Raw genomic sequence first — 13,340 nt, forward strand, 5'->3', positions numbered from 1 at the left:
ATAAGTTTGTATAAACTACTATTTTTATGGACAAACCAGTTTTACATTTAGAGAATGCAGCCATTTATCAAAGAGAAAATTTGGTGTTATCGCAAGTTAATTTAACCATTAACAAAGGAGATTTTTACTATTTGATTGGTAAAACAGGCAGTGGAAAAAGTAGTTTAATGAAAACACTTTATGGTGATTTAAAATTGCAAGAAGGCACTGGCTCTATTGTAGACTTTGATTTAAAAAACTTAAAAGAGAAAGATATTCCGTTTTTGAGGAGAAAAATAGGCATTGTTTTCCAAGATTTTAAATTATTAAGTGATCGAACCGTTTTTGGAAATCTAGAATTTGTTTTAAAAGCTACAGGTTGGAAAAATAAAGACGAGATAAAAGCCAAAATAAACGAAGTTTTAGAGAAAGTAGGGATGCAATCTCAACATTACAAAAACACATTCGAACTTTCTGGAGGTGAACAACAAAGAATAGCTATTGCAAGAGCTTTGTTAAACGACCCAGAATTAATTTTGGCAGATGAACCTACAGGAAATTTAGATCCAAAAACTTCTTTGGAAGTTATGGAACTATTAAATGAAATTCATAAAAGTGGCAAAACAATTTTAATGGCAACTCACGATTACCAATTAATTGTAAAATTCAAGCACACTACTTTAAAAGTAGAAGCAGGGGAGTTGTTTGAAGTTGTGCAACAAGCAACAAATTAATGCTTTCAGTTTTAATACCAACATATAATTATAATGCTTTTTTTTTGGTTGATAAAATTCATCAACAATTAATTTTAGCGCAAATTGCTTTCGAGATTATTTGTTTTGATGATGGTTCTAAATCTGAATTAAATGCAGAAAACGAAAAAATAAATTCTCTAGAAAACGCAAGGTTTAAAGTTTTAGAAAATAATATTGGTAGAAGTGCAATTAGAAACTTATTAGCAAAAGAAGCAACTTATAAATGGTTGCTTTTTTTAGATGCAGATGTTCTGCCCACAAATAAGCAATTTATTAAAAATTATATTGCCTGCTTTAATACATCTAAAACTGTTTTTTGTGGAGGATTACTGTATCAACATAAAAAAGAAAATTTAGATTTATTACGTTATAAATATGGAAAAAAACATGAAGAAATTTCCATAGAAAAAAGATTGGAAAATCCGAGTAAATATTTTTTCACATCAAATTTTTTAATTCAAAAAGATGTTTTTAAAACAATTACTTTTGAAGAAAAACTTAAAAAATACGGAAGAGAAGACTTGTTATTTTCTTTAAAGTTGATAAAAGAAGGCTATAAAATAGCGCATTTAGAAAACCAAGTATATCATTTAGGAATTGATGACAATAAAGTTTTTGTTGCTAAAACTAAAAAAGCGATGGAAAATTTAGTTTTTTTAGAAGAAGAACAATTAATTGAAAAAGAAGAAATAGCTTTGTTGAAAGTCACAAAAAAGTTAGGGAATTTAAAATTAAGTAGATTTACAGGTAATTTTTATCCAACTTTCGAGAAATTAGCCATTAAAAACTCGAATGTTTTTTACTTTAATTGTATGAAAGTATGTTATGTATGTTTTTTAAAATCAAGAAATGAATAGAGCTGAAATCGGACATATAATTTATAAGCAGTTATTTGAAAATAAAGAGGTTTTAAAACAACAGTTTTTAAACTCTAAAAAAGATATTGGTTATTTTTATATTGATAATCTGTTACCTGAAAATTTAGCTTTAGAAATTTTTGAAAAATTTCCATCAACAGAAGAAACTGTAAAAAGAAAAAGTTTAAAAGAATATAAGTTTACCGCTTTTCAAATGAACCAATATAATGCGCTTTTAGAGGAAGTTATTTATGCCTTTCAAGATGAAAAAGTTATAAAACTTGTTGCAGAAATTTGCGATTTAAAAAACATTTATGGTGATGAATTTTTATATGCAGGTGGTTTATCTTTAATGAAAAAAGATAATTTTTTGAATCCGCATTTAGATAATTCTCATGATAAAGATAGAAGTAGATGGCGAGTTTTAAACTTATTATATTACACAACTCCTAATTGGGAACTAGAAAATGGTGGAAATTTAGAACTTTGGCCAAAAGGTTTAAAGGAAGAACCAATTACAATTTTGAGTAAATTTAATAGATTAGTGGTCATGACAACACACCAAAAATCTTGGCATTCTGTAAATAAAGTAGCCAAAGATGCTACAAGATGCTGCATTTCTAATTATTATTTTTCTGATGAACCTATATTAGAATCTGATTCTTTTCATGTAACTACTTTTAGAGGTAGATCTTCAGAAAAGGTAAAAGATGTTATTTTACAAGTTGATAATAATTTACGATCTGGATTGCGAAAAATTTTTAAGAAAGGTGTTCGAGAAAACCCACATCAATATAAAAAATAATTATTTTGCTCCTTTAAAGATTGATAAAAGCAGCTCTTCTTGATGTTCCCAAATTAAAGTTTCTTTCGCTTTTTCTAAAGTTATAGTAAAATCTTTTTTTAAGAGGTTTTCAATTTGTTGAGCAAGTTTTTTAGGATCTCTATTTGTAACAATTTCGCCAACGTTATAATTCAAAACAATACTTTTCATTTCAGGCAAGTCAGAAACCAAAATAGGCACATTTGCTTGAATATAATCGAATATTTTATTTGGTAATGCAAATCTATAATTCAAGCCTAAATCTTCTTCAATACTAATTCCTAAATTTGCTAAAGGCGTTATTTTATGGAGTTCTTCAGGATTTTTTCTTCCTAAAAAATAAACTTTATAAGTCAGGTTTTTGGTAATTACTTTTTCTTTTAAAGATTCAAAAATATCACCATCACCAATAATTACAAAAATACAGTTTTCAAGAAAGGACATGGTTTCAATCATCAATTCCAAACCTCTGCCGACATTAATTGCACCTTGATAAAGTATTATTTTTTCATCAGTATAATTAATAGGAAATGTAGTTTTAACGATTTCTTTTTTAGTTGGTAAATTTATAATTGTTTTAAAATCAGTAGCATATTTATCATTGTAAAATGCAGCAATACTGTTGCAAACTGTATATGTATTTTTTAATTTTGGTAAAATAGTTTTCTCTAAAACAGTCCAGATTTTTTTAGCAAATGGTCTATTAACCAATTCAGGAATTTCAGGAAATAATTCATGGCTATCATACACAATTTTTTTTCTTTGTAACAAACTCACTAAATAATTTGGCAAAAGTGTGTCCAAATCATTGGCTAAAAGCATGTTTTTTTTTGTAAAAAGAAGGATGAAAAATAGCTTCAGATTAAACTCAGCATAAAATAAAATGCCTTTTTTAAAAAAAACGCTAATTCTTTTTGTGCTATAATTTCTTTCTAAAGGTTTGCTGTTTTCGTTTTTTTTACCAATTAAAAGAATTTCATATCCAGCATTTAGCAAGGTGTTACAAACTTTTTCTACTCTTTGATCTGTAGAAATATCATTGGTTATAGAAACTATAATTTTTTTCAAATTGAAATCTTTTGCGCAAGATAAAAATAAAAAACCCACTCCTCAATGAGAAGTGGGAAAATTGCTATGAAAAAGAAGGGTAAGGTAAAACCTTACCCAACCGTAAATTTACGCAATTAGAGTTCTAAAATTGCATTTAAAATTTCTTTTAACAAATATTTAGTAAAAATATAAAAATTGTTATAAAAAATAAAACTCTGTAAATCAAAAATTTACAGAGTTTAAAGTGGAGACGCCGAGAATCGAACTCGGGTCCAAACAAGCAGCTAAAAAGCTTTCTACATACTTAGTTCTTTCTTGGTTTTCGTTTAAAAGCTGATTAAGAACAATCCACTTTTAACTTATCTTCTTTAGTTTCAAAAACCCACCAAAGCTTCAGGTTTTCTATATTTACTTTTACGATATCCAAAAGTGAAACGCCGTAAATCAAGGCTTTTCGTGGACATAAAGCTTGCTCACCTTGTGAGCCTAGGCAAATTCTACTGTGATTCGAATTATGCAGCTAAAGCGTAGTTATCTTCGCCGTTTAAAAAGTTGAAATAGTTTTACAAGTGTAATTTCAATCCTTGATATGCTTACAAATCAACTGTCCTTGCTGTCAAAACCAGTCGTCCCCTTAATGAAATAGCAAATTTTAATTTGCGTAATTGAATTAATCCTGAACTTGTTTCAGGATGTTACAATCTTTCATTTTATTTTTTCAAAGAACACTAAAATTAGCGCAAAACAATCTTATTTTATTGGGCGTTTCCAAGCAAAAAAGCTTGGTCAGGCTTTTCGCTAAATCTTTTTAACAAAAAAGTTAAAAAGGATATCGCTCCAATCCTTAACGCAGTTTGCAAAAATACAAAAAACGTTAAGGATACAATTTATTTAATCAATAAAATTAACGTTAAAATTCGTTTGTTTTAAAAAAAGATTTTATTGAGCAAAAGAAAATTTTATTAACTTATTAATTTTGATAGAATTAAGAAAATAAATAAGAAAATAAAAAGATGATACAAAAAGGAACAAAAGTAAAATGGAATTGGGGAAAGGGAACAGCAGAAGGCAAAGTGAAAGAAACCTATACAGAAAAAGTGACCAAAACCATTAAAGGAAACGAAGTTACTAGAAATGGTGAAGAATTAAACAAAGCTTTGTATATTCAACAAGAAGATGGAGATAAAGTACTAAAATCTGAAAGTGAAGTAGAAAAAGTATAACAAAACAAAAAGAACTTTTTTAAAACGCTTTTTTCAGTTTATCTTTATAGATTGAAAAAAGCATTTTTATTTACAATTATATGAAATTCGGAATTATAAAAGAACGCAAAAATCCACCAGATAGAAGAGTCGTCTTTTCACCAACAAAATTAAAAGAGTTTAAAACACAATTTCCATCAGCAGAAATTGCTGTAGAAAGTTCAGATATTCGTGTTTTTTCTGACGAATATTACCAAAAAGAAGGTTTAGAAGTCACCAAAAATATGGAAGATTGTGATGTTTTATTTGGTGTAAAAGAAGTGCCAATAAATGCTTTAATTCCGAATAAAAAATATTTTTTCTTTAGTCATACCATCAAAAAACAACCATATAATAGAGATTTACTCAACGCAATTTTAAACAAAAATATAGAACTTTTTGATCACGAAACTATTATCAAAGAAAATGGAGCAAGGTTAATAGGTTTTGGAAGATATGCAGGAATTGTTGGCGTTTATAATGGTTTTAGAGCAATTGGTTTAACAAATGAAACTTTTAAATTGCCAAAAGCAGAAAATTTAGACAGTCAAAAAGAATTGATTGACGAACTCAAAAAAATCGACCTAAAAAATTTAAAAATACTTTTAACAGGAAATGGAAAAGTTGCTTATGGAGCAAAAGAAATGTTAGATGCAATGAGCATCAAACAAGTTTCTGTAGATGAATATTTAAATCAAGATTTTGTAGAACCAGTATATTGTTTGGCAGATGTTTTAGATTATAACAAACGTAAAGATGGAAAAGTAATTGATGTTTTTGATTTTTACAATCATCCAGAAAATTATCTTTCTGATTTTATGCGTTTTGCTAAAGTAACCGACTTTTTTATTGCTGGACATTTTTATGGAAATGGAGCACCTTATTTATTTACCAGAGAAGATGCAAAACACCAAGATTTCAACATAAAATTTGTGGCAGATATTTCTTGTGATGTTGATGGTCCTGTAGCTTCTACGTTAAGAGCATCAACCATTGCAGAACCAATTTATGGATATCATCCAGAAAAAGAAATTGAAGTTGATTATAAAGATAAAGACGCTATTGTAGTGATGGCTGTAGATAATTTGCCTTGCGAATTGCCAAAAGATGCCAGTGAAGGTTTTGGCGAAATGTTTTTAGAAAATGTAATTCCAGCTTTTTTTAATAATGATAAAGATGGAGTTTTAAAACGTGCAAAAATGACTGAAAACGGAAAATTAACAGAACGTTTTTCTTATTTACAAGATTATGTGGATGGCAAGGAATAAGGCTTCAGTTGGCAGTTTTAATTTTCAGTCGTAAAATTAATTTAAATATTATTTTAGATTAATAGAATTTTTTAAACCAAAAATCAAATTTTAAATAGTGGAACAAAATCAACAATTCTTAATAGATTTAGCCAAAATGAAAATGCCTTTTGGAAAATTTCAAGGCAGATTTTTAATAGATTTACCTGAACATTATATAGTTTGGTATAAAAATAAAGGTTTCCCAAATGGAAAATTAGGGAAACAAATGGAACTGGTTTATGAACTTCAATTAAATGGTTTAGAGGATATTGTTCGAAAAATTCAACGCGATTTTTCTTAACAATTTCCAATTCAGTGTTAAAAAAGGTATATATTTATAAGGAATTAGAAATAGAAAATTGATCAATTAAATGGAATTTCACGAGATCTTAAATCATCCTGTTTTTACAAAAACAGCATCTATTTTTTTGCTTTTTTTAATTGTATATGCAATTGTTAAAGTGCTTCAAAAAGCCGCCTTTAAAATTGCAAAAGACAATAGTTCTAAATATAAATTTAAAAAACTTATTAATTTAGGAGGTTATATTCTTTTTGTATTCGGAATCTTATATGTTTTCAATACAAAACTTGATGGCATTGGTACAGCTTTAGGAGTTGCAGGAGCAGGTATTGCATTTGCGTTGCAAGAAGTTATTGTAAGTATTGCTGGTTATGTAACCGTTTTTACAAGTAATTTTTATAAAGTTGGCGATCGTGTAAAATTAGGAGGAATTAAAGGAGACGTTATTGATATTGGCTTGCTAAGAACTACATTGATGGAAATTGGTGATTGGGTAAATGGCGATTTATATAATGGAAAAATGGTGAGAATTGCCAACAGTTTTGTGTTTAAAGAGCCTGTTTATAATTATTCTGGCGACTTTCCTTTTCTGTGGGATGAAATGACAATTCCCATTAAAACTGAAGGCGATTACAAATATGCAGAAGAAACTTTTCTGAAAATTTTAGAAGACGAAGTTGGCGATTTTTCGAAAACATCTCAACTTGCTTGGAATCAAATGATAGGAAATTATAGCATAGAAAATGCCAGAGTTGCACCTATGATTTCTATGACTTTTGATGAAAATTGGATTACCTTAACTTTAAGATATGTTGTGGATTACAAATCGAGAAGAGGTACAAAGTCAAATTTATATGATAAAATTTTATCTTCCATAAAAGCCTCTGAAGGTAGAATTGAAGTAGCTTCTGCAGCTTTCGAGATAACTAAATTTCCAAAAAACTAGCATTAAAAACATGAGATTTAAAACGATATTGATTCTAATATTTGCTGCTATTATTGTAATATTTTCTTTACAAAATGCCGAAATTACCGATGTTAAATTTTTGTTTTGGAAAATCTCTATTTCCAGAGTCTTAGTGATTCTCGGCAGTTTTGCAATAGGAATTCTTCTTGGGATTTTAATATCACAAAAAAGAAAAATTACCAATTATAATAATAATTAATGTTTTTGTTTTTCTAAGGAGATATTTTCCACACTTTTAAAAAGCGAAAATAATAGATATAAAAATGACCCAAAACTAATGGTAATAAACCAAGTTTTTGGGTCATTTATACTTAAAAAGCTTTTCTTTAAAATAAGTAACGGATTTGTAAAAAAATCCCAAGAATTGAACCTTAAAAATCTGCCTAAATAAATACCAAATCCACATAAAAAAGTAGCTGATATTGAAAAATAATTTGCGTATTGTAAGTTCCATTTTTGTTTTATGAGTTTGTAAACTTCAGTTAATGATAGTATTGCTAGGAGTAAACCTGTTGATGAAAAAGCGAAAAGAATAAAAATATCCAACCAAATCAAATTTGCTTTTGCATGATGTAAATGGATAAAATCTGTAATAATATAAGGCGCATTTGGTAGAAAAAGTAGCCAAACAAAAAGTGCTATAATCAACTTAAATGTAGAAGAATTTTGCATCTTTTCTTTTATTATTGATGAAATGAAATAAGGAGTGTAGGCTAAAAATAAGTTCCAAATTAGAAAGCCAAAAAATAAAGATTTCGTCATAGAGATTCTTATCATCCAAAGAAAAAGACAAAAAGAAATTAATAAAAAAAGAAGTCCTTTTGTGGATTTAAATAGTTTTTTCATATCGCTTTTCTAGTTTATGTTCAATGAGTAAAGTTGAGATGATTCCTAAAGTATACGCCACTAAATCTCCAATAGAAAAAGAAGTTCCTAAAATAAGTTTTAGTGTCTTTACATGTTCATTAGGATAAAAGTTTTGAAGATTTGTGAGTTGTAAAAACTCAACAGTATATGCAATCAATAAAACAATACTAGCTGTTTTTAAGTTCGATATTTTTACAAAACTTTTAATAAAAGCGTATATTAAAATTACGCACAAATAATCGCCAAAAGTATGTCTTATAAATCCTGTTGTGTATTTTGCGATGAATATTTCTGATAGAAAAAGGATTATAAATATCAGGAAATATTTTAAGTTAAAGGTCATTTTATAATGCATTAAAAATTATTAGAATTATAGAGAATACAATTATGATAGAAAACAGGATTTTAAAAATTATTTGTTTTTCGATATTTTTAATTTTAAAAACTTCTATAATTATTTTAGATATTAAGTAGCCAATTCTTGATATAAAAAGAAGTATTAAGAAACTAATAACTATAAATACAATCATATTTTGGATCTTTTTAAAAAGCAAAATCTCATAAAATTTAGATGAGATTTTGCTTAAATTATTCATCTATTTATCAATTATTTTCCCAATCTATTTTTCTTGAAGCGAACATTACACCAGCTAGAATTGCGAATAAACCAATACTACCAACTAATAAAGCATAGTTTTCTAATTGAATGATTACAAATATAAAAGTGTATAAAGCTGTTAATGAAATTCCTATAAAAACTGGAAACTTTATATTTTTTAAAATTGATTTTGAATACAATGTAATTAAACTAATTACAGCAAAACCAGCAATTAAATAGGCTTTTAAAAAGCTACTGTGTTCTGAAATTGAAATCAATAAAGTATAAAACATGGTGAGTGCAACACCTATCATTAAATATTGAAAAGGATGAATTTGAATTTTACTCATTGTTTGAATTAAAAAGAAAATCAGGAAGGTTAAGCCAATTACCAAGAAACCATATTTCGCAGAACGTTCACTTTTTTGATATTCATCTACAGGAATCATAAAGTTTACGCCAAAAGCAAATCGTTTTAAGTTCGGAATTCCTTTAAAAAATTGTTGAGAATATGGTCTGTTAATATCCAAAATTTTCCATTTTGCATTAAAACCTTCCTCTGTAATTTTGTCAGAATTATAAGGTAAATATTCACCTATAAAATTGGCAGTTTTCCAATCCGATTTTACGTTAACATCTGTTTCTTTTCCAATAGGAATAAACTGTATTTGCTTACTTCCTTTCATATTAATGTTCATAGAAAAGGTGGTTGTTTTTTCTTTTGGAACATCAATAAGTTGCAATGTTTTACTCTCTAGTTCATTTAAAGAAACAGCATTTTGAACTTTATAATTGTTTGTATTATAATCATCATTAAAATGCGATGAAGAAAAAGGGTATTTGTTTTTATTAATATTGATTTCAAACAAACTATTAGCTCCTTTTAAGTTGGTGGTTTGTACAATCAACTTAATTTTATCCCATAGAATATGTTCATCTTTAATTTCTTTTTCAGAAAAATCTGGTTTTTCAAAAGAACCTTTTATTATTATTTCACTTTGATAAACAGCAGTTTTGTAAATTCCTCTAGTTTTTTCTTCTGGATTTATAGTTGATATAATATCCAGTTTTTCTGGAAAAAAGAACGCGTATTTAGTGCTTTCTATTTCCTCTTTTAACCATGTTTTTGTTTTATCTTCATAAGTGCTTTTTGTTGTAAAAACCTTATAAGGTACTTTTAAAATTGGGCCATAAATTAAAACTTCATCTCCCCATTTCTGATTTATTTCGCCAACAACATCTTGTTGTCTCATCATTCTTTCTTGTATTAACATTTCAATGTAAGAAAGAGGAATCATTAAAATTAGAATTAAAATACCCACCATTAGCATTCTTGATGTTATAGAATTTTTTGCCCATTTACTTAGTTTTCCTTTTTGATCTTTGTTCGTTTCCATAATTATTGAATTTGTAGTATTTGTTGTGTATTAAAAATGCTTTCTCTTACTTCTTGGAATGATAAGAGTAAAATATGTTTATAATTAAAGTGATGAAAAGTGTTACAGCTCTTGCCTAATTTGTAAGATTTTAAATAATATTTATAATATTCAGGAAGCAGTATTGTGCCAATTAAAAGCACACCAAATAAATACGGACTTCTTTTACCATTGCCAAAACAGACATATTGTAAGGCGATTTCGTCTTCTACTTTTGTACCATAATTGGTTAGTAAATGGTAACAATCATGTCTTTCTACTTTTGGTAACAATTCAAAATTATTTTCTGCTAACAATTTACCAAGGTGATAACCAAAACTATCTTTAGGGTAGGTTAGGAGCTCTTGAGCAGATATTCCCCAAGGATTTTTCTTTTTAAATTTGATGTAGATTCTTTGAGAATGTTCAAACAACCAATAAATAAATTTCTTTCTCATTTTAATATTTAAAAGTACTTTGAAACACAAAGTAATAGTTCAAAAAAATAGCTTATTTGTTTTTTATTAATTTTTCAAGTGCTTCAATGTGTTTTATAAATTCCATTTTACCCAAATTGGTTGCTATGTATTTTGTATTTGGTTTTCTGCCAATAAACTGTTTTTCTACTTTTATAAAATCTACTTTTTCTAAAGCCTTTGTATGGCTTGCTAAATTGCCATCTGTTGCCCCTAATAATTCTTTTAAAGTTGTAAAATCGGCAGATTCGTTTACCATTAAAACCGACATTATTCCCAGTCGTATTCTATGATCGAAAGCTTTATTTATGTTAAGAATTATGTTTTTCAAACGAACTTGTTTAGATTATAAAAATAGTGCTATTTTTTATCATATTTAAAGTACATAATTGCACCATAAATGATGTGCATAAAACCAAAGCCAATTACCCAAAACCAAAATCCATAACCAGGATATAGAGCAGAAATTAACCCCAAAACAATTTGAGTGTAGCCTAAATATTTAATATCTCCCAACGTATATTTTGATGCATTTAGCAAAGCCAAACCATAAAAAAGCAACATTAAAGCACCAGTTTGTCCATATTTTTGATTGTTTAAAATGATGATAATATAAATTCCACCTGCCAATAATGGTACAATAAAACTTGTTAATAATCTTTTGGTTAAAGAATCCCAAATCTTTTCATTGTTCTTTTTTGCTTTTTTTGTGGTTAAAAAAATGGCAGTTCCAATGCTTAAAACAGTAATAATTATTAGATCTAAAATTATCAAACGAAATACTGTTCCATCTAAAATTAAATATTCTCTGCCACTATTACAAACTAACCAATAAGCAAAAGCTGCACCTATTAGTGCATAAATTCCTGCTAAAATACCAGACAAACCACTTAAAGAAATAAATCTTGATGATTTATTCATTAATGTTTTAATTTCTGATATGTCTCTTAAATAATCTTCTTGACTCATTTTTTAAAGAACTTTGAAATACAAAGTAAATACTTATTTTTTAATTTTACTAATAAAATTTAAATAAAATCGAAAAAAATAAAAATCCTTTATTATTGAAATTAAATTTAAAATTATTTTTAATAAAATTAAGTACTCAAGTAACTGTATATTCTAATAAAGTGTAATTTTAATTTTGATATGCTCGTCTTAATATTTATTTTTGAGAAAAAAAGTTCAAATTTTAGTAGCATTAATAGTCTTAAAAAATTAGAATTTCAAAAAAAAAAATATTATGAAAAAAATATGTATTGCCTTAGACACAAGTCCTTCAGCTAAAAAAATAGCCAAAACAGGCTTCAATTATGCAAAAGCGTTGCAAGCAGAAGTTGTATTTATTCATGTAATTGATAACGCTGGAGTTTATGTAAACACATATGATCCTATTATGAATTATAATGGTTTTTTAGTAAATCAGAATATTAAAATTGTAGAAAGTTTAGAAAAAGAAGCTAAATCTTTTCTTAATTCCACAGCAAAATATTTAGGAGAACCAACCACTGAAGTTAAGGTAATTGAAGGGAATCCTGAATATGAAATTCTTAATTTTGCTAAAGAATGGAGTGCAGATCTTTTAGTAATTGGAACTCACAGCCATAGTCTTTTAGAAGATATATTTATGGGAAATATTGCTGCAAGTATCGTTAAAAGTTCAAAAATTCCAGTTTTGGTTATTCCTGTAAAAGAATAATAAAAGTTGTATTATAATTTAGCGGTTTACAACACCATACGTAATGTGTGCAACTCCTAAAATAACCAATGAAGAATACCAATAAGTAGGAATCGTAAAGCAAATTATGGAAAATAATAAGCAAATTCCACTGATTATTAAAAGATTTTTTCGTTCTTTTTTATGAAATGCAAACAGTAAAAGTCCGTAGAAAAGTAAAAAAGTGGGTGTTATAAAGTCTTCAAGATTTTGAGTGTACACAAAAAATAATATCCCATAAATACTTAAAAATGAAATTAAAATTATCCAAAAAGTAGCAACCGATTTTTTATTCCAAAGTTGTAGTTGTTGCTGTTTAGCATTTCTTTTTCCTTTAAAAAACAACGCAAAAAACGAAAATAATACCGTAAAAAAAGTAATAGTTGTAATGGCAATCACTAAATTTATTTCTGATGAAAGGCCTAAGGTATCAGCATCTAAAAAATCTAAAAGTAAAGTTTCAATCGCAAAAGCTGCTAATAAAATATAGATACCAATTTGGATGCTTGTAAAACCAACTAAAGAAAAATTTAGTTGAGAAGTATTGTCTGTTTTCATAAATTTTATAACTTTCACAAATATACGCAAATGAAACCTGCAGAAGAATATATTTTAAATCAACCAGAACCATTTAAATCGATGTTGTTGCATTTGCAAATCTTAATAGAGGGTGCATTTCCAACAGTAGATTTAAGGTGTAAATGGAGAATTCCTGTTTATTATTTAGATGATAAACCTTTTTGTTACCTAAATGCATCTCACAAAAAAGGCTTTGTAGATGTTGCCTTTTGGGTTTCTGCACATTTAACGAAATACACAGAATTCTTAGTGACAGAAAATAGAAAGGTTGTAAAATCTTTACGTTATTTTTCTGTTGATGAAATCAATGAGAAAATTTTATTGACAGTTTTAGAAGAGGCTCATCAACTAAAAGATAAAGGATTTTATAAAAGAAAATAAATATTGTTACTTCTAGGATTTCGAGTGAAATTTCTCTTCCAGAAA

Annotated in this window: 18 protein-coding genes and 1 other RNA gene; 10 read left to right on the plus strand and 9 right to left on the minus strand. The window is 27.3% G+C overall.

Annotated features, from left to right (window positions below; genetic code table 11):
- The first annotated feature begins 26 nt into the window (after nt 1-26).
- The 3 genes from LPB03_RS15155 to LPB03_RS15165 are packed head-to-tail and all read left to right on the plus strand — an operon-like array spanning nt 27 to nt 2,396.
- Nucleotides 27-713 carry a cell division ATP-binding protein FtsE gene (locus LPB03_RS15155; RefSeq protein WP_065320284.1) on the plus strand — a complete coding sequence of 229 codons (687 nt, stop codon included), beginning with the start codon at nt 27-29 and terminating at the stop codon, nt 711-713.
- Nucleotides 713-1,591, plus strand: a complete 879-nt coding sequence (locus tag LPB03_RS15160; protein WP_065320283.1) for a glycosyltransferase family 2 protein — start codon at nt 713-715, stop codon at nt 1,589-1,591. Before LPB03_RS15155 ends, LPB03_RS15160 begins: the two co-directional genes overlap by 1 nt.
- On the plus strand, nt 1,584-2,396 hold the full coding sequence (locus LPB03_RS15165) for a 2OG-Fe(II) oxygenase (protein WP_065320282.1): 813 nt from the start codon (nt 1,584-1,586) through the stop codon (nt 2,394-2,396). Before LPB03_RS15160 ends, LPB03_RS15165 begins: the two co-directional genes overlap by 8 nt.
- Here the strand turns inward: LPB03_RS15165 and LPB03_RS15170 are convergent, their stop codons facing one another.
- A complete protein-coding gene (locus LPB03_RS15170; RefSeq protein ID WP_065320529.1) occupies nt 2,397-3,482 on the minus strand; it encodes a glycosyltransferase in 1,086 nt (361 codons plus the stop codon). It abuts the gene before it with no gap.
- Nucleotides 3,483-3,706: 224 nt separating this feature from the next.
- Nucleotides 3,707-4,098: a transfer-messenger RNA gene (gene ssrA / locus LPB03_RS15175) on the minus strand.
- A 379-nt stretch (nt 4,099-4,477) separates the two neighbouring features.
- On the opposite strand from ssrA, the gene LPB03_RS15180 reads away from it, so the two are divergent.
- From LPB03_RS15180 to LPB03_RS16970, 5 genes are all read left to right on the plus strand, one after another.
- Nucleotides 4,478-4,687 (plus strand): hypervirulence associated TUDOR domain-containing protein, encoded by a 210-nt coding sequence (locus tag LPB03_RS15180; RefSeq protein ID WP_065320281.1) that lies wholly within the window; start codon nt 4,478-4,480, stop codon nt 4,685-4,687.
- A gap of 80 nt (nt 4,688-4,767) precedes the next feature.
- On the plus strand, nt 4,768-5,973 hold the full coding sequence (locus LPB03_RS15185) for an NAD(P)-dependent oxidoreductase (RefSeq protein ID WP_065320280.1): 1,206 nt from the start codon (nt 4,768-4,770) through the stop codon (nt 5,971-5,973).
- A 97-nt stretch (nt 5,974-6,070) separates the two neighbouring features.
- The gene (locus tag LPB03_RS15190; protein ID WP_065320279.1) at nt 6,071-6,295 is read left to right on the plus strand and encodes a DUF3820 family protein; all 225 of its coding nucleotides are present in this window, start codon (nt 6,071-6,073) and stop codon (nt 6,293-6,295) included.
- A gap of 70 nt (nt 6,296-6,365) precedes the next feature.
- The gene (locus LPB03_RS15195) at nt 6,366-7,241 is read left to right on the plus strand and encodes a mechanosensitive ion channel family protein (RefSeq protein ID WP_065320278.1); all 876 of its coding nucleotides are present in this window, start codon (nt 6,366-6,368) and stop codon (nt 7,239-7,241) included.
- A gap of 10 nt (nt 7,242-7,251) precedes the next feature.
- Nucleotides 7,252-7,461, plus strand: coding sequence for a lipopolysaccharide assembly protein LapA domain-containing protein (locus tag LPB03_RS16970; RefSeq protein ID WP_065320277.1), 210 nt, complete (start codon nt 7,252-7,254; stop codon nt 7,459-7,461).
- Here the strand turns inward: LPB03_RS16970 and LPB03_RS15205 are convergent.
- From LPB03_RS15205 to LPB03_RS15230, 6 genes are all read right to left on the minus strand, one after another.
- Nucleotides 7,458-8,108: a DUF1361 domain-containing protein gene (locus LPB03_RS15205; protein WP_065320276.1), complete on the minus strand. Its 651-nt coding sequence runs from the start codon at nt 8,106-8,108 to the stop codon at nt 7,458-7,460. The genes LPB03_RS16970 and LPB03_RS15205 overlap by 4 nt on opposite strands.
- Nucleotides 8,092-8,472, minus strand: coding sequence for a ribosomal maturation YjgA family protein (locus LPB03_RS15210; RefSeq protein WP_065320528.1), 381 nt, complete (start codon nt 8,470-8,472; stop codon nt 8,092-8,094). The genes LPB03_RS15205 and LPB03_RS15210 overlap by 17 nt, the downstream gene beginning before the upstream one ends.
- A gap of 260 nt (nt 8,473-8,732) precedes the next feature.
- Nucleotides 8,733-10,124 (minus strand): cell envelope integrity protein CreD, encoded by a 1,392-nt coding sequence (creD, locus tag LPB03_RS15215; protein ID WP_065320275.1) that lies wholly within the window; start codon nt 10,122-10,124, stop codon nt 8,733-8,735.
- 2 nt (nt 10,125-10,126) lie between these two features.
- Complete coding sequence (locus LPB03_RS15220; protein ID WP_065320274.1) at nt 10,127-10,600, minus strand: hypothetical protein; 474 nt, start codon at nt 10,598-10,600, stop codon at nt 10,127-10,129.
- 52 nt (nt 10,601-10,652) lie between these two features.
- Nucleotides 10,653-10,949 carry a winged helix-turn-helix domain-containing protein gene (locus LPB03_RS15225; RefSeq protein ID WP_083187319.1) on the minus strand — a complete coding sequence of 99 codons (297 nt, stop codon included), beginning with the start codon at nt 10,947-10,949 and terminating at the stop codon, nt 10,653-10,655.
- 29 nt (nt 10,950-10,978) lie between these two features.
- Nucleotides 10,979-11,587 (minus strand): hypothetical protein, encoded by a 609-nt coding sequence (locus LPB03_RS15230; protein ID WP_065320272.1) that lies wholly within the window; start codon nt 11,585-11,587, stop codon nt 10,979-10,981.
- Between the two features lie 274 nt (nt 11,588-11,861).
- Here LPB03_RS15230 and LPB03_RS15235 point away from each other — a divergent pair, with 274 nt between their 5' ends.
- Nucleotides 11,862-12,317 (plus strand): universal stress protein, encoded by a 456-nt coding sequence (locus LPB03_RS15235; protein ID WP_065320271.1) that lies wholly within the window; start codon nt 11,862-11,864, stop codon nt 12,315-12,317.
- Nucleotides 12,318-12,335: 18 nt separating this feature from the next.
- Here LPB03_RS15235 and LPB03_RS15240 read toward each other — a convergent pair whose 3' ends face one another.
- The gene (locus LPB03_RS15240) at nt 12,336-12,893 is read right to left on the minus strand and encodes a hypothetical protein (protein WP_065320270.1); all 558 of its coding nucleotides are present in this window, start codon (nt 12,891-12,893) and stop codon (nt 12,336-12,338) included.
- A 30-nt stretch (nt 12,894-12,923) separates the two neighbouring features.
- Between LPB03_RS15240 and LPB03_RS15245 the strand changes: the two genes are divergently transcribed.
- Nucleotides 12,924-13,295, plus strand: coding sequence for a DUF1801 domain-containing protein (locus LPB03_RS15245; protein WP_065320269.1), 372 nt, complete (start codon nt 12,924-12,926; stop codon nt 13,293-13,295).
- Nucleotides 13,296-13,340 lie beyond the last annotated feature (45 nt).

It is taken from the genome of Polaribacter vadi (assembly GCF_001761365.1).
Taxonomy (GTDB): domain Bacteria; phylum Bacteroidota; class Bacteroidia; order Flavobacteriales; family Flavobacteriaceae; genus Polaribacter; species Polaribacter vadi.